Here is an 18,400-nt window from a genome sequence, read left to right as displayed (position 1 = left end):
AACCTTGGCTTTAGATCCTTGTTAGATCCTTGGTATTGAATTCGCTCGGCAACGGACCACATCACTGACATGACACAGATATCGTCAGGCTCGACACCAGCATCCACTCCAAAGCCGAGGCGGCCCCGCCCGCAGGTGATGCGGCTGACGGACGCTGCCGCCCAGCGCATCAGCGAGCTGACCCAGCGCGCCGATTCCGAGATCGTGGGCCTGCGCGTCGGCGTCAAGAACGGCGGCTGCGCCGGCCAGTCCTACACGGTCGAATACGCCCATGACGTCCGTCCGACCGACGAAGTCGTCGAGGACAAGGGCGTCAAGATCCTGGTCGATCCCAAGGCCGTGCTGTTCCTGCTCGGCACCGAGATGGACTACAAGGCCGACAAGATGCAGGCCCAGTTCGTCTTCAACAACCCCAACCAGATCTCCGCCTGCGGCTGCGGCGAATCGGTCGAGCTGCGCCCGGCGACGATCGACGGGTAGTCTTCTCACGTTGCTCTCGTGTCCCGGACGCGCTGCAGCGCGCTTGCGCTGCTGCGCAGAGCCGGGACCCACGCTATGGTCACCAGTACAAGACGACTGGGCCCCCGGCTCAGCAGCGCACCGTTTCACGCTGCGCTGCGTCCGGGGCACGAGAGAGCCCGCCATGGACCGCGAATTCCTGATCGACCTGTTCGCCGATTTCGGCCCCGTCGCCATCCGAAGAATGTTTTCCGGCTACGGCATCTCCGCCGACGGCATCAACTTCGCACTGGCCTTGCGCGCCGGCCTTTTTTTCCGCGCCGACGAGATGACCATCCCGGACTTTGAGGCCGAAGGCTCAAAGCCGTTCCAGTATTCGACCCGCGCCAAGACCGTGCTGGTGAACTCCTATTGGGAGTTGCCGGCCCGCCTGTTCGATGATTCCGCGGAGCTTGCGCAATGGGCGAAGGCGGCGCTCGCCGCCGCCCAGCGCGCCAAGGTGAAGAAGCGGCCGAAGGCGAAGAAGGCGGTCAAGAAGCCAGCGAACCAGCCGGCGAAGAAGGTCGCCAAGCCCGCGAAAGCGGCGAGGAAAGCGGGCAAGAACAGCCCGGTTCGCAAGCGCGCCAAGCGAAGGGCTTGAGGATCAATCCGCGGCCTTCGTCAGGCCAACCCTCATATCCTTGGCCGTGAAGACACAGACGCCGTCGGCAAGCACGCGACCGTCGGCAAATCCCAGAACCAGCCTGCCGCGCCTCACCTGGCGCATGGTGACCTCATAGCGCACGCATCGTGTGTCCGGTGTGATGGATCCCATGAACTCCACCTCGCCGACGCCGATGGCGCGGCCCTTGCCCGCCGAGCCCGACCATCCCAGCCAATAGCCGATCATCTGCCACATTGCGTCCAGTCCCAGGGAAGCCGGCATCATGGCGTCGCCGCGAAAGTGGCAATCGAAGAACCAATGGGCTGGCGTGATGTCGAGTTCGCCGACGATATGGCCTTTGCCAAACCCGCCGCCGTCTAGGCTGATCTCCGTGATGCGATCCATCATCAGCATCGGCGGTGCCGGCAATTGCGCGTTGCCAGGGCCGAAATAGCCGCCTTCGCTCGATCTCAGCAGTTCGTCTTTCGTGTAGGACGGCTGCGGTGTGTGAAAATCATGCGGGTTGGGCAATACGACAAATCCTCGGTGCTCGCAGTCAGGCGATGAGGAAAATGTCGTTGGTCAGGTCGGAATGTCAAGCGCGGGTGGCGGCGCGCGGCTTCGGCGTCACGCCACCCGGTTGTGCGTCTCGACCGCGAATTCCGGATCGGCCTCGCAGATCACGCGGTTGCGGCCGTTGCGCTTGGCGGCATAGAGGCAGGCATCCGCCCGTTCGATCAGCGCCTCGGTGTCGTCGCCCTGCTTGAGCATGGAGACGCCGACGGAGATGGTGACGCGGCCGAGGATTTCGCCGGTGGACTTCTTCTTCAATTCCTTCGCCATCACCGCGCGGCGGATGTGATCGGCCACGGTGAGGGCCTGGCGCAGCGCAGTGTTGGGCAGCACGACCGCAAATTCCTCGCCGCCATAGCGCGCGGTGATGTCCTGGCCCTTGATGGTCTGTTTCAGGGACAGGCCGACGAGCCGCAGTACCTGGTCGCCGGTGAGATGTCCGTAGGAATCGTTGAACGACTTGAAATGATCGATGTCGACCAGCAGCAGCGACAGCGGCTCGCCGGAGGCGAGTGCGCTTTGCACGGCCATGCCGATCATGCGATCGAAATATTTGCGGTTGCCGAGCCCCGTCAGCGGGTCGGTCAGGCTCTCGGCACGGATCGCCTCCAGGCTCTGCTGGAGGTTGCTGATCTCGCTCTTCGACAGGGTCAGCCGGCCTTCCAGCGCCTTGTTGATCTCGCGCATTTCACTGGTCGAACGCAACAGCGTCTCGACGATCGACTTGATCTGCTCGCGGCTCTTTGCCGATGACAGCTGTTCGGTCGCGCCCGACAGGCTGGCGTCATAGGAGCCGGACATCCCGAGTGCGTCGCCGAGAACCTTCATGACGTCGTCGATCTCGCCGATGACGCGCGCGCCGACCTTGTCGATGCGGTCGGTGGTCTTGATGTGAGAGAGGTAGGTCTCGTAGATCTGCTCGAGATCGGCTTCGGTCAGCTTGCCGCTCCGCGCCAGCGTCTCGTTGATGATCTTGTTGAGCGGCGCGTTGTAGCCGGTGGCGTAGACGTACCAGATCTCGTAATTGCGGGGAATTGCCGTCTGCCGCAGCGATCGGATTTGACCGAGCGCTACCTCGGCGAACGCCATCGTGCGTTCGTGTTCGTCGAGCACCTTGACCACGAAACATACCCCACAGCGATCGGCGCGCCGTCGACCGCAGAAATTCTTAAATTATGTTCGTAGGCTAACGGACGATCGTGAAGGCCCCGTAAATATACGTCCCCGAATGCATCCAAAAAATTGCGCGCCAGCTTTATCTCAACCGAAACCTGGAGCGCATCGCGCTTCAGGCTCCGGCGGGGGAGCGAACCGGCCGCAGCAGAAATGCCGGCAGATGCGAGTGATCGCCCGGCTCGCTGTCGGCCTCGCGTTGGCGGCGCGGCTCGGGACGGCCGATCGACGGCACATGCGACGGATTGGCCTGCTGACGCGCGCCGTCACGCGGCTCGGATGATGGCTTGGCTTCACGCGGAAGTCTTGCTTCACGCGGAGGCCTTGCCTCGCGTGCGGGCCTTGCTTCGGAAGCGGGCCTTGCCTCGGGAGCGGGCCGTGCTTCGGCTGAAGGCTGTGCCTCGCCACGCGGTTCGCGCGGCTCGTGGCTGCGCTCACGATCACGACCGCGCTGCGGCTTGCCGCGTCCGCCGCGTGAACGTTCACGGCCGCGCTGCTCGCGCGGACGCTCGCCCGCGTCGGAAGCATCGGTGCGGACTTCGTAATCGCCTTCGGCGCGTGGAATGCTCTGGCCGATCAGCTTCTCGATCGCCACCATCGACTTCTGGTCAAGCGGCGTGACGAGCGAGATCGCCATGCCGGACCGGCCTGCGCGGCCGGTGCGGCCGACACGGTGAACATAGTCGTCGGGATGGTGGGGGACGTCGAAATTGAAGACGTGGCTGACCTCTGGAATGTCGAGGCCGCGGGCGGCGACGTCGGATGCGACCAGGAGGGGCAGCTCGCCCTTGCGGAACTGTTCGAGCGCCGCCGTGCGGGCCGACTGGTCCATGTCGCCGTGCAGCGCGCCGACGCTGAAGCCGTGCTTTTGCAGCGATTTGTGAACGACGGCGACCTCGCGCTTGCGATTGCAGAAGATGATCGCGTTCTGGAGATCCTTGGCCTCGCGCAGCAGTCGGCGAAGCAGCTCGCGCTTCTCATGCACCTCGCGCCCGGCCGGGACCTGACACTGCGTAACGGTGACGGCGGTGGTGGCGGGCTTCGACACCTCCACCTTCTGCGGATTGTGCAGGAAGGCTTCGGTGATGCGCCGAATCTCCGGCGGCATGGTCGCGGTGAAGAACAGGGTCTGCCGCGTGAACGGGACGAGCTTGCAGACGCGCTCGATGTCGGGAATGAAGCCCATGTCCAGCATGCGGTCGGCTTCGTCGATGACGAGCAGCTCGACGCCGGTGAGCAGCAGGCCACCGCGCTCGGTATGGTCGAGCAGGCGGCCGGGAGTGGCGATCAGCACGTCGACGCCGCGCGTCAACTTGGCATCCTGGTCGCCGAAGGAAACGCCGCCGATCAGCAGGGCGACGTTGAGTTTCTGGCCCGCGCCGTAGCGGTCGAAGTTTTCCTTCACCTGCGCCGCGAGCTCGCGGGTTGGCTCAAGGATCAGGGTGCGCGGCATGCGCGCCCGGGCGCGACCCTTTTCGAGGATGGTGAGCATCGGCAGCACGAACGCCGCGGTCTTGCCGGTGCCGGTCTGGGCGATGCCGAGCACGTCCTTGCGAGCAAGGACGTGAGGGATCGCCTGTTCCTGAATGGGGGTCGGGGTGGTGTAACCGGTAGCCGCGACTGCGGCGAGGACTTTTTCGGATAGTCCGAGATCTGAAAAGGACATTGAGCCTCTGGTCGAAACCGCCGTTCGGAATCGAGGGTGATTAAGGCTGTCGCGTTCCACCCCGAAACGGCGCGCTCTCAAAGAAGCTGGGGGTGCTGACTCACGCGAACAAAGCGCCAGGCTCAGGAATCGCTCTTCGATACCGAGCCGCGTCGTCCGGAACATAGGCGGGAATCAGCCAAAGTCAATGGAGCAGCCGCGGGAAGGCCCTAAAAAACCGGAGGTTTTCGCCCAAATAGCGGGCGCGACCGCGGTTTTCCGCCCAATCCAGCGGTCAGCCGGATCTGTCCAAACGTCGGCTAGCGCCGCTCGGGACCTTGGGCGCGGAAGTCGCCGGGGGCCATCCCGTAAGCGGCGTTGAAGACCCGATAATAGGTCGCGAGGCTGTCGAAGCCGCAGGAGGCCGCGATGTCGGCGATGAGCCGGTCCGGGGCTTCGCGCATCAGGCGGCGGCTGTGTTTCAGGCGCTCGTCCGTCACGGTTTGCGAAAAACTCTTCGTCGCGCTTTCGAACAGCATGTGCAGGTGACGTACGGAGATGCCGAGCAGGTCGGCGACCATCATCGGCGTCAGATCCGGGTCCTGCAGGTGACGCGCGATCAGGCGCCGTGCCTGCGAGAGCCGGGCTGTCCGCAGCGCGGCCTGCCCGAGGCGGCTGCCGGGCCGCACGATGCCGCGCTCGATCAGCGCCAGATGGGCCAAAGCCTGGACGAGGGAAGCCGCATCGGCGGCGCTATCATCGTCAGCGGCGGCCTCGCCGAGATCTGCGAAGCAGGCGCCGAGCAGGGGCGCAAGGCTGCGATCGTCGAACGTCCGGGGCGCAAGCTCGCGCATGCGCTTGTCCTGCCTGGCGAGGCCGCTCAGAGGGATCTTCAGGATCCGCAGGTGGAAGCCTCCTGCGCCCAGCGGCGCAGTGCGATAGGGCAGGTCGGTATGGCTGGTGGCGAAGCTGCCATTGGCGATCGCGAAGTCGCTGCCACGCATGCCGCCGAACCAGCCGCCGCTGCCGAGCTGCTGATAGACGCAGATGCTGTCACCGGGCGCGTGGGCGATGTCGGACGTGCTGCGCTCGACCGTGTAGTGCAAGGCCTTCAGTTCGACGAGACCGCCGCCGCCAAGCTGGCGCAGCGAGAATTCGCCGAAGAAGTCCGCGCGGCGTTCGCGCTCGAGTTCGGCGGTGACGCCGAACAGGCCCTTGGCGCGCACTTCGCGCCAATAGTCGAAGCGGTCGTGCGGCTCGACCTCGTCGGTGCACCAGTGATACACGGCTGCCCCTCGCTTCCAGCGGAATTGCCCACAAGAATTGCCTAAGAAAAAGCAGATTTCGGCGGAGTCGACTATAGCCAGAACACGGAACCTGAGTCCTCAGGGCTGTTGAACCGGTGGTATGGCTGGGCCGACTATCACATCAACGGCGGGGTTCCAATGAACCGTCGTTCGAGGGAGCCGGCGTGGGCCGTTCTTGAAGGATTTTCGATGACGCGTCAGCTTTTCAGAATTCTGGCATTGCTTGGTCTCGCGGCCGGCCTCAGCGGCTTCGCGCTTCCCGCCTATGCCGAGAAGCGCGTCGCGCTCGTCGTCGGCAACAACGACTACAGGAACGTTCCAAAGCTGCTCAAGGCGGTCAACGACGCCCGCACCATGGGTGACACGCTGAAACAACTCGGCTTCTCGGTGATGGTCGCCGAGAACCAGAGCCGGCAGCAATTTTCCGAGACGCTGCTCGCGTTCGATCGGGCGATCGAGCCCGGCGACACCGCGTTCTTCTTCTATGCCGGCCACGGCTTCGAGATCGCCGGCCAGAACTATCTGCTGCCGACCGACGTGCCGGCGGCGACGGAAGGGCAGGAAGAGCTGGTGCGTGACGCATCCATCCTGGCCGACCGCATCGTCGAGCGCCTCCAGAACAAGAAGGCGCGAACCTCGATCCTGGTGTTCGACGCCTGCCGCAACAACCCGTTCGAGCGCAAGGGCACCCGCGCCGTCTCCGGTGGTGGCGGGCTTGCCCCGATGGTGCAGCTGCCCGAAGGCGTGTTCTCGGTATTCTCCGCAGGCCCGCGCCAGACCGCGCTCGACCGCCTCTCCAACGACGACGCCAATCCCAATTCGGTGTTCACGCGCACCTTCGCCAAGGAGCTGCTCCAGCCCGGCGAGAACCTGGTGCAGGTGGCGCAGCGGACGCGCCGTCTGGTCAGCGAGATGGCCGATACCGTCAAGCACAGGCAGGTACCGGTCTATTTCGATCAGATGGTCGACGACGTCTTCCTTAGCGGCGTCGCCAACGACACGGCCGCCGCTGCGGCGCGCCCCGATCCGCCGGCGCAGAAGCTCGCGGCGCTGCCACCGGTGTCGGTGCCGCGCGTGCCGAAGGAGGAGACCACCAACGCGCCGATCGCGAGCTTCTCGCGGCACAATGGCGGCTGGAGCGTCGTGTTCTCCTTCGCCGATCCGACCCTCGGCATTTCCTGGCGCATGGCCGGCAACGCCGATTTCCGCGAAACCGGCTTCATCGATACGCTCGACCCGCGCACGCGCAAGAGGATGCCGAACCCGTCGATCGAATTGCCGCCGGACGCTGTGGCCGGCACCATCGAGATCCGCTATGTCGACCAGTCCGGCGACATGCAGGGGCCGTTCCCGATCAGGTTCGATCCCGAGGCCGCGCTGATCCGGGACCAGCGCAAGATCCTCGACATGACCGCGACGAGCTGGCTGTCATTCCGCGAGTTCAACGGGCTGCTGGTGTACTACACGCACCTCGTGTCCTACCGCTGCGCCATCCGCGAGGTGCGCATCGGCATCGACACCGCCGTTCCGAATCAGGTGTTGAAGATGCCGGGCTGCGACCTGCGCGATCCCAGCGCGATCAGCGCCGGCATGCCGCTTTACATGAAGCTCGCGCCGGCAACGCAGTTCATCTCGGTGGAGCTGACCTATCGCGACGGCAGCGTGTCGGAGATCAAGAGCTTCCGCAGTGCTAACCGCAGCAACAATTGATGACGCGGGCGTAGGCGCCGCTTACGCTACCCGCGGCGCTTCCTGATGAAGCGCTTGACGGAATCGACAGCTTCGATCAAGGGCGGAGCCAGCGAGAAGAACGCGCCCATCGCAATCGAGATGATGACGTGCCGCAGCAGGGGCTTTTCCTGCTCCTCGAACGGATGGCCGTTCTGGTCGATCGGCACCGGCGCAAGCGCGCCCGTCTGCCGCGGACCCGACTTCCGCGGCTTGCGCGGCGGAATCATGATCAGGACGATGAGCGCGTTGATCAAGATCCAGACGCCGAGCACGATAAGGATAGTCCGCACTGCACTTTCCTGAAATCAATCGTAATGTGTGGCGACGCTAACGGCCATTCGCAATTGCGGCAAATGAATCTTGTTTGCTGCATCGCACAGAAAACTTAAGTCAGAAACGAGGGACCCGTCGTGAAGCCAGATGCGTCACAGGCTCCGCAAGGTTCCACTGCAAAAGTGCGCTGTTGCATCGTCGGCGGCGGCCCTGCCGGCATGATGCTCGGCTATCTCCTGGGGCGCGCCGGCATCGATGTCGTGGTGCTGGAGAAGCACGCGGATTTCTTCCGCGACTTCCGCGGCGACACCGTGCATCCCTCGACGCTCCAGGTGATGGACGAACTCGGCCTGATCGACGGCTTCCTGAAGTTACCGCACCAGCGCTTGCAGAAGATGGACGGCCTGTTCGGCGGTACGCCCGTTCGTATCGCCGATCTCAGCCGCCTCCGCACCAAGTACCCCTTCATCGCCTTCATGCCGCAATGGGATTTTCTCAATTTCCTCCGCGAGGCCGGCAAGCGCTTCGGCTCGCTGAAGGTGATGATGAACACGGAAGCCGTCGACCTGATCCGCCGCGGCGAGACGATCACCGGCGTGCGGGCGAAGACGCCGGACGGCATCGTGGACATCGAAGCCGATCTCACGATTGCCTGTGACGGCCGGCATTCGACCGTGCGCGAGCGGGCCGGTCTCGAGGTCGAGGAGATCGGCGCGCCAATGGATGTGCTGTGGTTCCGCGTCGGCCGCAAGGCGGACGAGAGCGAGAACCTGTTCGCGCGCGTCGAGCGCGGCAAGATGATGATCACCTTTGACCGGGGCGACTACTGGCAATGTGCCTATGTCATCGCCAAGGGACAATACGACGCGGTGAAGGCGAGGGGATTGCAGGCGCTGCGCGACGATGTCGTTTGCATGGCGCCGATCCTGAAAAGTGGCATTGCCGACGTCAAGAGCTTCGACGATCTCAAGCTGCTCACCGTCGCGATCAACCGCCTGACGCGCTGGACGCGACCGGGCCTGCTTCTCATCGGCGATGCCGCGCACGCGATGTCGCCGGTCGGCGGCGTCGGCGTCAATCTCGCCGTGCAGGATGCAGTCGCGACCGCAAACCTGCTGGCGGACAAGATGCAGCACGGCTGCCCGTCGGAGGACGAGCTCGACGCCGTGCGCCGTCGCCGCGAATTCCCGGTGAAGATGACGCAGCAAATGCAGATGATCGTGCAGAATAACATCATCAGCGGCGCTTTGCAGGGCGGCGATCGGCCGCTGAAAGTGCCGCTGATCGTGCGCCTCATCACCGCGCTGCCGTGGCTCCAGGGCATTCCGGCGCGCCTGCTGGCGCTTGGCGTCCGGCCCGAGCACGTCCGGTCGAAGGCGGCGCCGGCACCATAGAGCAAGGACGCGGTAGGGATAATGTCGCGTTAAATCGCGCCCGATGCGTTGCCAGCGTGCAACAGCGAAAACGGATTCAAGCCGCGCTGCTTGCCAATCCGGCGTCTTAACTTTCTTGATTCAAATTTGAGTAAGAACTGCGTGTGAGCGTGCACCCATCAAAGGACACGGGGTGTACCATGCGTAACAAATTGATTGCCGCCTTCGCCTGCACGACCGCTCTGGTTTCGACCGGTGCTGCTTCCGCCGCCGATCTCGGCGCGCGCTACACGAAGGCGCCGGCTTATATGGAGTCGATGTTCAACTGGACCGGCTTCTATGTCGGCGGCCACGTCGGCGGCGCATGGACCAACGAGCAGTTCGTCAACAACGGAATCGGCGCGCCGTTCGGCGATCTGGTGCCGGGCCAGGGCTACCGTCAACGTAACTCGGGCGTCCTGGGCGGCGCCCAGATCGGCTACAATTGGCAAGCCAACAACTACGTGTTCGGCATGGAGGGCACGATCTCCGGCCTGGACAACAAGGGCTCGTTCTTGAACACCGCGTTCGGTGCGGGTGACGATGTGTTCTCCTGGCGCGCCAACGTGCTCGCGACCGTCGTCGCCCGTGCGGGCTTCGCCGTGCAGAATAATTTGTTCTACATCAAGGGCGGCTATGCCGGCGTGAACAACCGTCTGTCGGTCACCGACACGGTCGGCCCGGCCACCGGCTCCGGCGGTCAGACCCACTGGGCCAATGGCTGGACCGTCGGTGCCGGCTGGGAATACGGCATCACCCGCAACTGGATCGTCGGCCTCGAGTACAATTACGCAGCCTTCGCCAGCCAGACCTATCAACTTGGCGGCACCTCGGGCAATTACAGCTTCGACGCCAAGCCGCGCGACATCCAGTGGGCCGTCGTGCGCGCGAGCTACAAGTTCGACGCGCCGGTCATCGCGCGTTACTGAGTGCGTCAACGAACGACCAAGCAACTATAAAAGACGATCACTGCCCAAATTTAAAAGCCCCGGCATTGTCCGGGGCTTCTTTTTTCGTGTGCAGGTTTTTCGCGTAAGGCCTACGCCATCACCGAGAACCCGCCGTCGACGGGGATCGCGGTGCCGGTGACGAAGTTCGAGGCGGAGGAGGCCAGGAACACGGTGATGCCGGCGAAGTCGTCGATGTCGCCCCAACGCCCCGCAGGCGTGCGTGCCAGCACCCGTTCGTGCAACCCCGAGACCTGCTGCCGCGCACCGCGGGTCAGGTCGGTGTCGATCCAGCCCGGCAGGATGGCGTTGACCTGGATGTTGTCGGGCGCCCATGCATTGGCGCAGGCGCGCGTGTACTGCACGATGCCGCCCTTGCTCGCTGCATAGGCCGCGGCGAAGCTCGCGCCGAAGATCGACATCATCGAGCCGATGTTGATCACCTTGCCGTTGCCGGACGCCTTCAGCGCCGGATAGGCCAGCTTCGAGCACACGAAGGCGCTGGTGAGGTTGGTGTCGATCACCTTGTTCCACTCGTCGAGCTCGAGCTCGTGCGGCGGCTTGCGGATGCTCATGCCGGCATTGTTGATGAGGATGTCGATGCGGCCGAGATCCCCGACGACGCGATCGATCATCGCCGCGACTGCCGCCTTGTCGGTGACGTCGGTGGGAACCGAGATCGCCTTCACGCCGCGCTGACTGAGATCGGCGACGGCGGCGGCGGATTTGGTTTCGTTGCGTCCGACCACGGCGATGTTGGCGCCGGCATCGGCGAGGCCGCGGGCCATGCCGAGCCCGATGCCGCCATTGCCTCCCGTGACAATCGCGACCTTGCCGCGGAGATCGAAACGACTGGATGTCATGCTGCTATTCCCTGGTTTCTTCTATTGGTTGCTCTGCCAGATCAGCACCAGCCCGAAGCCGGCCATGGCTGCGCCATAGCCGGCCCATCGCAACTGGTTGACCATGAAGCTCGATCGCGGCCAGGCGATGGTGCCCGTGCCCTGTCCGATCCAGAGCAGCCCGACGGCGAGAGCAAACAGGCCTGCGATCAGCAGAAATCTGCGCATGCATTCCTCCCCGTTGGTCGGCTTCTGTCGCGACGCGGCATGAACGATTGCCGCGGCCCGAAAACTTGCCGGAAGACTAGCCGTAGCTGTGGTTCGGATACAATGGCTGTTGATGCAGGCCGCAGCGAGGATGCATGTCCGTACGCAAGATTGTCCAGGGGCGATGCGGCTACAACCCGAGACGGGCACCGATCGCTGAAAGCAGGCATCAGCAGCTACCGCAAAACGAAAAAGCCCCGGGCGATGCCGGGGCTTTGACGTCTGAAAGGTTAGATCAGATCAGTACTTGGCGACGAGCGGACCGGTCCAGTTGAAGCGGTAGACCAGCGAGGTCGAGATCGTCTGGTTCCAGCTGTTGGCGCGGATGCTGGTGCCGATCGGAAGATTACCAACGTCGGTGAGGGTGTCCTGGGTCTTCGCATTGTAGAAGGCCGAACGATACTCGGTCTTCATGAACCAGCCGGGCGACTGGATGCCGAAGATGTTCAGGTTGTTCTCGACGCCACCGCCGATGAACCAGCCGTTGCGGTTGTAGCTATTGAGATGGACACCAGCGGGAACGCCGGCCAGCGTCATGAAGTTGGTCTGGCCGAAGTGAGCTCCGGAGTAACCGCCGTTGACGTAGGAGAGAACGTTCGGAGCGACCAGATAGCCGAGGCGGATACCGGCGGCCCAGGAGTCTTCCAGCTTCTGGTTGCCGGTGACGCCAAGAATCGGATCCTGGATGGTGGCGCGGATGCTGCCAAACTGACCGTCAGCGAACACGCCGGCGACCCAGGTGCCGCTGAACTGCCAGTCGTAGCCGAGACCGACGGTGCCGAACCAACCCGAGCCACCCTGGCGCTGATCGATCGTCAGGGGAATTGCGCCAACCGTGGTCTGCACGTGCTGGTCGGAGGCCGAGATGCCGCCGCCGCCGCCGCCGAAGATGTAGAAGCCGGTCCAGTTGGCGACGGGCGCCGGCATCGGGGCCTTCACGTAGGGACGGGCAGCAAGGTCAGCGGCCGAGGCCGAACCGGTCATCGCGGCAACCGCGGTCAGTGCGAGCAAAATCTTCTTCATTTTAAATCCCCAAGCTTTGGTCTGTCTGGCAGGCGCGAGCGCACTGAAGTCCGAGTGATCTGATGCCCGGACTATAGACGCTTCCCGTCGAAATGCTGTTGCAGGACAGGCACAGTCGCCGGGAAACGCCTCACGGCAGGGAATCCAAGCACCGTCGCTGAAGCTTGAAATAATGCTACATTTCCAGTGCGTTACGTCAATTTCCGAGTTTCTGATCCCGGTAACTTTTGGTTAGCAAATCTGGCTTTGTCCGAAATCGAGGCAATCCTGCATCAGCCTTGGCCCGCTGAGTCGTTGGCTGAGTCGGCTTGCGGCGCCGGAATCACGAAGTCGAGGCGAATCGTTGGCGGGATCGTTGGGGAAGGGCGGTTGTCGTCCCCACAAGCAAAAGAGCCCCGGCATCACGCCGGGGCTCTTGATGGGGACGCGGAGCGTGCAGCGTCTGAGGGTCAGACGTCCAGCAATTCCTCATTGGCGAACTCGGCCTTGTCCGAGATGAATGCGAAGCGTGCCTCGGCCTTGGTTCCCATCAGGCGCTCCACCGAATCCGCCGTGGTGTCGCGGTCGTCGGCAAGCAGGACCACCTTCAGCATGGTGCGCTTGGCGGGATCCATGGTTGTTTCCTTGAGCTGCGCCGGCATCATCTCGCCGAGGCCTTTGAAGCGGTTCACCTCGACTTTGGCGTTGGCGCTGAACTCGCTCTTGATCAACGCCGCCTTGTGCGCGTCGTCGCGGGCATAGATCGACTTCGTGCCGTTGGTCAGCTTGTAGAGCGGCGGCACGGCCAGGAAGAGGTGGCCCTCGTCGATCAGCCGCGGCATCTGCCGGTAGAAGAAGGTGATCAGCAGCGAGGCAATGTGCGCGCCGTCGACGTCGGCGTCGGTCATGATGATGATGCGCTGGTAGCGCAGGTCCTCTTCGCGATACTGCGCAAGCATGCCGCAGCCGATCGCCTGCACGAGATCGGCGAGCTGCGTGTTTGCCGTCAGCTTGTCCTTGCCGGCCGATGCGACGTTGAGGATCTTGCCGCGCAGCGGCAGCACGGCCTGGGTCTTGCGGTCGCGCGCCTGCTTGGCGCTGCCGCCGGCCGAATCGCCCTCGACGATGAAGAGTTCTGAGCCGTCCAAGCCCGCATCGCTGCAGTCGGCGAGCTTGCCGGGCAGGCGAAGCTTCTTGCCGGCGGTCTTGCGCGCGGTTTCCTTTTCCTGGCGCCGCCGCAGCCGGTCTTCGGCGCGGTCGATCACGAAGTCGAGCAGCCTGTTGGCCATATTCGGATTGCCCGACAACCAATGGTCGAACGGATCCTTCATCGCCTGTTCGACGATGCGCTGCGCTTCCGCTGTGGCGAGACGGTCCTTGGTCTGACCCTGGAATTCAGGCTCGCGCACGAACACCGAGAGCATCACGGCTGCACCCACCATCACGTCTTCCGACGTAATGGACGACGCGCGCTTGCCCTGGCCGACGCGCTCGGCGTGATCCTTCAGGCCGCGCAGAAGCGCGCTGCGCAGGCCGGATTCGTGCGTGCCGCCGTCCGGCGTCGGCACGGTGTTGGTGTAGGAGGAGAGGAAGCCGTCGGCATCGGCGGTCCAGGCCACGGCCCATTCGCAGGCGCCATGCGCGCCGTTGCGGCCCGATTTGCCGGAGAAGACGTCAGGATGCACCAGCGTGTCGGCGTGGATCGCAGCCGCCAGATAATCCTTGAGGCCACCGGGGAAGTGGAACGTCGCCTCCGCCGGCACGTCCTCGACGCCCTTGAGCAGTTCGGGCGCACAGTTCCAGCGGATCTCGACGCCGCCGAACAGATACGCCTTCGAGCGCGTCATCTTGAACAGGCGCTGCGGCTTGAACGCGGCCTTGGCGCCGAAGATGTCGGTGTCGGGCTTGAAGCGCACGCGCGTGCCGCGGCGATTGTTGACCTTGCCGAGATCCTCGAGCTTGCCCTTCGGGTGGCCGCGCTCGAACGTCATGCGATAGAGCTTCTGGCTGCGCGCGACCTCGACCTCGAGCAGCGAGGAGAGGGCGTTCACAACGGAGATGCCGACGCCGTGCAGGCCGCCCGAGGTCTCGTAGACCTTGGAGTCGAACTTGCCGCCCGAGTGCAGCGTGCACATGATGACTTCGAGCGCCGACTTCTTCGGAAACTTCGGATGCGGATCAATCGGGATGCCGCGCCCGTTGTCGATGACGGTCAAAAAGCCGTCCGCGCTCAAATCGACTCCGATGAAGGTCGCATGCCCTGCCAGCGCCTCGTCCATCGAATTGTCGATGACCTCGGCGAAGAGATGATGCAACGCCTTCTCGTCGGTGCCGCCGATATACATGCCGGGCCGCCGGCGCACCGGTTCCAGGCCTTCGAGCACCTCGATATCGGCCGCGGTGTAGTCGGCCTCCGCACCGCTCGCACGCGAGGTTGCCTTGGCGGGCGCGCGGGATTTGGGCTCGTCACCGCCAAAAAAGTCGTCTTTGGCTTTCGGTTTCAGCTGCTTGGACATGAATCTTGATGTGCTTTCAGGGCCGCGGAGGCGGCGAATCGGTTAGGCCGACTATGCCACGGCTCGTTTGAAAAGGTCATCGCGTGCCGGCTGGCCGGTCCGCGTGGCAGCCGATGCCAGCGATTTTACGCCACAGGCCCACCAATTCCCGGCAATTTGACGTCTGCGCCCGATCTGGGTCGGGATTTGTGACTTGATGTCACACAAGCCCTTGGCTTACCAGTCTTTTTCATCGAGCAGACCTCAAGGTGGGGCGGGAAGGCGATCTGGAATGGAGCATTATGCGCACGCACTGGCCGACTTCGTGCGTGCTCACCAGGCCTGGGCGGCCCCGATCGTGTTCCTGCTGGCCTTCGGGGAGTCGCTCGCCTTCATCTCGCTTTTGATCCCGGCCTGGGGCGCGTTGGTCGCGATCGGCGCGCTGATCGGCGCCAGCGGCATCAGCTTCTATCCAGTCTGGATCGCCGGCGGCATCGGCGCGGCGCTGGGCGACTGGGTCTCCTACTGGTTCGGCTATCGCTACAAGGAGCGGGTCGCCCAGATGTGGCCGCTCTCGCGCTATCCGGAACTCCTGCCCAGGGGCGAGGCCTTCGTGCGGAGCTGGGGCGTGCCCAGCATCTTCATCGGCCGCTTCTTCGGTCCGTTGCGTGCGTCGGTGCCGCTCGCAGCCGGCATCTTCGAGATGCCCTATTGGAGCTTCCAGGCCGCCAATTTCGTCTCGGCGCTGGTCTGGTCGGCCGCGCTGCTTCTGTTCGGCGACGTGCTTGCGAAGTTCATGGAATGGCTCTGGCGGGTGATCTGACGCCAAAACCTTGACGAAAACCGGATATGGCTTTATAGCCGCGCGCCATGATCAACGCCGCGACCATTCTGTTCGCCCGTCGCCGCCGCCGCAGTCTTGCGGTTTGGGCGGTCGATCGCGTTTGAGATCATCGTCTTTGCCGCCGGATCCGATCCGCGGCATTCTTTCTCCTGTCAGCGCGATCTGATCCGGCGGCCCCCAAGGAGGCCAGCAGGAGACCACGATGTACACGCCACCCTTTTTCAAGCAGGACCGCACCGCGAGCCTGAAATTCGCAGGCGAGCGCGGCTTCGGCACCATGTGCGCCTTCGACGGCCACAAGCCGGTCGCCTCGCCGCTGCCTTTCTACCTGACTTATGCCGCTGACGGCACGCCGCAGGCCGCCTTTCATGTCGCCCGTCACAATCCGATGCTAAAACTGGCAGGCGACGCGGCGTCCTGGCTGCTCGCGGTCAACGGCCCCGATGCCTATGTGTCGCCGGACTGGTACGTCTCGCCGGATCAGGTGCCAACCTGGCTCTACCAGTCGGTGCATCTGAGCGGGCCGGTGCGGCTCCTTTCGGATGACGAGTTGGCGGTGCAGATCGACACGCTCAGTGAGAAGTTCGAAAACTGGCTGTTGCCGAAGACGCCGTGGACGTCGGGCAAGATGACGGCCGGCAGGCTGGAAGCGTTGAAGAAGGGAATTGTAGGGCTGGTCATGACGGTTGAGGTGGTCGAAGGCAGCTTCAAGCTCAACCAGCACAAGTCCGACGCCGATTATGCGGCGATTGCCAATGCGCTCGGCGCGCAGCCCGCTGCCGACGCCAGGGAGATCGCGCAACTGATGCAGGACGTGAGGCCGGAAGCCTTCGCGAACGAAACGAACATGCTCGAAAGGAGCGCGCCATGAGCCTGACTGAAACGAGGAAAGCACCGACCACTGGCGCTACGAAGAAGCCGGCCACCGTCTTCGTCGACGGCGGCTCGGGCACCACCGGCCTCGGCATCAACGAGCGGCTGAAGCTCCAGAGCGACGTTGCGGTGAAGACGATCGCCGACGACAAGCGCAAGGACCCCACAGCGAAGAAGGCGCTGATGCAGGAGGTGGATCTCGTGATCCTCTGCCTGCCGGATGATGCCGCCAGGGAAACCGTCGCGCTCATCGACAGCATGGGACCGTCGGGCCCGAAGGTGCTGGACGCCTCGACCGCGTATCGGGTCGCGCCCGACTGGGCCTATGGCTTTCCGGAGCTGACACCCGACCAGGCCGGCAAGATCAAGGCGGCGAAGAAGGTGTCCAATCCCGGTTGCTATCCGACCGGCGCGATCGCGCTATTGCGGCCGATCGTCGATGCCGGCCTGTTGCCTTCGGATTATCCCGTCACCGTCAATGCGGTGAGCGGCTATTCCGGCGGCGGCAAGTCGATGATCGCAAGCTTCGAAGACGGCAGCGCGCCGTCCTTCGAGCTCTACGGCCTCGGCTTCGAGCACAAACATCTGCCGGAGATGCAGCTCTATTCGAACCTGACGCGACGGCCGATCTTCATCCCGTCGGTCGGCAACTACCGGCAGGGCATGCTGGTCTCGGTGCCGCTTCAACTCGACACGCTGCCCGGCAAGCCTGATGGTGCGGACCTGCAAGCCGCACTGGCAAAGCGTTACGCCGGCTCGAAGTATGTTTCGGTGATGCCGCTTCAGAACGAGACGACCAAGGGCCGCAAACTCGAGCCAGAAGCGCTCAACGAGACCAACATGCTCGAGCTCTACGTCTTCGCCAGCGACAAGTACCATCAGGCGGTGCTGGTCGCGCGGCTCGACAATCTCGGCAAGGGCGCCTCGGGGGCCGCCGTGCAGAACATGCGGCTGATGCTGGGCCTGCCGGAGGAGTAGGGCACGGTAGTGCCCCGGACGCAGTGCAGCGCCTCTTGGCGGTGCGCTGCAGAGCCGGGGCCCATTGTTACTTTGCTGCAGCTTCTGGGTCCCGGTTCGCGCTTCGCGCGTCCGGGACAGGAGGCCTCAGTACTTCGCGATGATCGGTCCGCCGAACCTGTAGTTGATGCGGGCGGTGATCAAGTCGACGTCCTGGCCGATGCGGTCGGTACGTGAGAACGTGCCGACGGGCGCCAGCACGCCGTTGGCCGTGAGGGTAACGTCGCGCCGGCCCATGAACAGATGGTCGTATTCGAGGCCGACCGACCAGTTCGGCGCAAAGCCGTATTCGATGCCGACGCCGACCGTGCCGCCCCAGCGGGTCTCGTCGGCGCCGTCGAACTCGGCCCCGGCCAGACCGCCCGTACCGATGCCGCGGTAGCGATCGCGGGTGACGGCGGCGCCGCCCTTCGCGTAAAGCAGTGCGTTGTTCCAGGCGTAGCCGACCTGGCCGGTGAAGAGGCCGAAGGCATCGACGCGGGTGCGGTTCGCGACGCCGAACACGGCGCTGGTATTCCGGCCGGAGAGGTCGGCCCAGTCGCCCTGCGCTTCGAGACCGAACACGAAGGCGCTGCTCTGCCAGCGATAGCCGATCTGGCCGCCAGCGACGGCGCCCGTCGCATCATGGCATCCCTCGGCAGTTGCAGGGGAGAAACCAACCGTCTGGTCCCAGCACTTGTGCGACGTGCCATAGCCGCCGTTGGCGCCAATGTAGAAGCCGCTCCAATTGTAGACCGCAGCGATCATCGGCGGCGCCTTGGTGTAGGGGCGGGCGGCGAGATCAGCGGCGTTGGCCTGGGTCACGACGGTTGCGAGTGAGATCGCGCCGAGCGCGGATATCATCTTCCAGTTCATGTTTGCCCCGAATCAATCAATTGCGATGAGCGAATATAGCTG

General features: G+C 64.0%; 18 protein-coding genes. 8 read left to right on the top strand and 10 right to left on the bottom strand.

Going from position 1 to position 18,400, the window contains the following annotated elements; genetic code table 11:
• Window positions 1-138: 138 nt before the first annotated feature.
• Together ABIB00_RS04370 and ABIB00_RS04365 are read left to right on the top strand one after the other, a co-directional pair.
• A complete protein-coding gene (locus tag ABIB00_RS04370) occupies window positions 139-480 on the top strand; it encodes a HesB/IscA family protein (RefSeq protein WP_247440641.1) in 342 nt (113 codons plus the stop codon).
• Window positions 481-643: 163 nt separating this feature from the next.
• Window positions 644-1,099: a TfoX/Sxy family protein gene (locus tag ABIB00_RS04365; RefSeq protein ID WP_354103517.1), complete on the top strand. Its 456-nt coding sequence runs from the start codon at window positions 644-646 to the stop codon at window positions 1,097-1,099.
• Window positions 1,100-1,102: 3 nt separating this feature from the next.
• On the opposite strand, the gene fabA is transcribed toward ABIB00_RS04365, so the two are convergent.
• The 4 genes from fabA to ABIB00_RS04345 form a co-directional block, all read right to left on the bottom strand.
• Window positions 1,103-1,633 (bottom strand): bifunctional 3-hydroxydecanoyl-ACP dehydratase/trans-2-decenoyl-ACP isomerase, encoded by a 531-nt coding sequence (fabA, locus tag ABIB00_RS04360; protein ID WP_354103516.1) that lies wholly within the window; start codon window positions 1,631-1,633, stop codon window positions 1,103-1,105.
• 96 nt (window positions 1,634-1,729) lie between these two features.
• Window positions 1,730-2,797 carry a GGDEF domain-containing protein gene (locus ABIB00_RS04355; RefSeq protein ID WP_354103515.1) on the bottom strand — a complete coding sequence of 356 codons (1,068 nt, stop codon included), beginning with the start codon at window positions 2,795-2,797 and terminating at the stop codon, window positions 1,730-1,732.
• 166 nt (window positions 2,798-2,963) lie between these two features.
• Window positions 2,964-4,514, bottom strand: coding sequence for a DEAD/DEAH box helicase (locus tag ABIB00_RS04350; protein ID WP_354103514.1), 1,551 nt, complete (start codon window positions 4,512-4,514; stop codon window positions 2,964-2,966).
• 299 nt (window positions 4,515-4,813) lie between these two features.
• Window positions 4,814-5,779 (bottom strand): helix-turn-helix transcriptional regulator, encoded by a 966-nt coding sequence (locus tag ABIB00_RS04345; RefSeq protein WP_354103513.1) that lies wholly within the window; start codon window positions 5,777-5,779, stop codon window positions 4,814-4,816.
• 210 nt (window positions 5,780-5,989) lie between these two features.
• On the opposite strand from ABIB00_RS04345, the gene ABIB00_RS04340 reads away from it, so the two are divergent.
• Window positions 5,990-7,510: a caspase family protein gene (locus ABIB00_RS04340; protein WP_354103512.1), complete on the top strand. Its 1,521-nt coding sequence runs from the start codon at window positions 5,990-5,992 to the stop codon at window positions 7,508-7,510.
• A gap of 26 nt (window positions 7,511-7,536) precedes the next feature.
• Here ABIB00_RS04340 and ABIB00_RS04335 read toward each other — a convergent pair whose 3' ends face one another.
• Window positions 7,537-7,821, bottom strand: a complete 285-nt coding sequence (locus tag ABIB00_RS04335; RefSeq protein ID WP_354103511.1) for a hypothetical protein — start codon at window positions 7,819-7,821, stop codon at window positions 7,537-7,539.
• Window positions 7,822-7,941: 120 nt separating this feature from the next.
• Here ABIB00_RS04335 and ABIB00_RS04330 point away from each other — a divergent pair, with 120 nt between their 5' ends.
• Window positions 7,942-9,198: an FAD-dependent oxidoreductase gene (locus ABIB00_RS04330; RefSeq protein WP_354103510.1), complete on the top strand. Its 1,257-nt coding sequence runs from the start codon at window positions 7,942-7,944 to the stop codon at window positions 9,196-9,198.
• Between the two features lie 179 nt (window positions 9,199-9,377).
• Window positions 9,378-10,145, top strand: a complete 768-nt coding sequence (locus ABIB00_RS04325; protein WP_354103509.1) for an outer membrane protein — start codon at window positions 9,378-9,380, stop codon at window positions 10,143-10,145.
• Window positions 10,146-10,255: 110 nt separating this feature from the next.
• On the opposite strand, the gene ABIB00_RS04320 is transcribed toward ABIB00_RS04325, so the two are convergent.
• From ABIB00_RS04320 to parE, 4 genes are all read right to left on the bottom strand, one after another.
• Window positions 10,256-11,026, bottom strand: a complete 771-nt coding sequence (locus ABIB00_RS04320; RefSeq protein WP_247347113.1) for an SDR family NAD(P)-dependent oxidoreductase — start codon at window positions 11,024-11,026, stop codon at window positions 10,256-10,258.
• 21 nt (window positions 11,027-11,047) lie between these two features.
• Window positions 11,048-11,233 carry a hypothetical protein gene (locus ABIB00_RS04315; RefSeq protein WP_354048634.1) on the bottom strand — a complete coding sequence of 62 codons (186 nt, stop codon included), beginning with the start codon at window positions 11,231-11,233 and terminating at the stop codon, window positions 11,048-11,050.
• Between the two features lie 279 nt (window positions 11,234-11,512).
• The gene (locus tag ABIB00_RS04310) at window positions 11,513-12,295 is read right to left on the bottom strand and encodes an outer membrane protein (protein WP_354103508.1); all 783 of its coding nucleotides are present in this window, start codon (window positions 12,293-12,295) and stop codon (window positions 11,513-11,515) included.
• A gap of 449 nt (window positions 12,296-12,744) precedes the next feature.
• Window positions 12,745-14,790 (bottom strand): DNA topoisomerase IV subunit B, encoded by a 2,046-nt coding sequence (parE, locus tag ABIB00_RS04305; RefSeq protein ID WP_247347110.1) that lies wholly within the window; start codon window positions 14,788-14,790, stop codon window positions 12,745-12,747.
• 271 nt (window positions 14,791-15,061) lie between these two features.
• Here parE and ABIB00_RS04300 point away from each other — a divergent pair, with 271 nt between their 5' ends.
• The 3 genes from ABIB00_RS04300 to argC all read left to right on the top strand — a co-directional run bounded on the left by ABIB00_RS04300 (window position 15,062) and on the right by argC (window position 17,464).
• Window positions 15,062-15,592, top strand: a complete 531-nt coding sequence (locus tag ABIB00_RS04300; RefSeq protein ID WP_247445531.1) for a DedA family protein — start codon at window positions 15,062-15,064, stop codon at window positions 15,590-15,592.
• Between the two features lie 223 nt (window positions 15,593-15,815).
• Window positions 15,816-16,484 carry an FMN-binding negative transcriptional regulator gene (locus ABIB00_RS04295; protein ID WP_354103507.1) on the top strand — a complete coding sequence of 223 codons (669 nt, stop codon included), beginning with the start codon at window positions 15,816-15,818 and terminating at the stop codon, window positions 16,482-16,484.
• Window positions 16,481-17,464: an N-acetyl-gamma-glutamyl-phosphate reductase gene (gene argC / locus ABIB00_RS04290; RefSeq protein WP_354103506.1), complete on the top strand. Its 984-nt coding sequence runs from the start codon at window positions 16,481-16,483 to the stop codon at window positions 17,462-17,464. The genes ABIB00_RS04295 and argC overlap by 4 nt, the downstream gene beginning before the upstream one ends.
• 126 nt (window positions 17,465-17,590) lie before the next feature.
• Here the strand turns inward: argC and ABIB00_RS04285 are convergent, their stop codons facing one another.
• Entirely contained in the window at window positions 17,591-18,358 is a 768-nt protein-coding gene (locus ABIB00_RS04285) for an outer membrane protein (RefSeq protein WP_354048626.1), read from the bottom strand.
• Window positions 18,359-18,400 lie beyond the last annotated feature (42 nt).

It is taken from the genome of Bradyrhizobium sp. LB14.3 (assembly GCF_040547985.1).
In the GTDB taxonomy this organism is placed as follows: domain Bacteria; phylum Pseudomonadota; class Alphaproteobacteria; order Rhizobiales; family Xanthobacteraceae; genus Bradyrhizobium.
The sequence above is the reverse complement of the archived record's forward strand: the minus strand, read 5'-3'. Positions and strand labels throughout refer to the sequence as shown.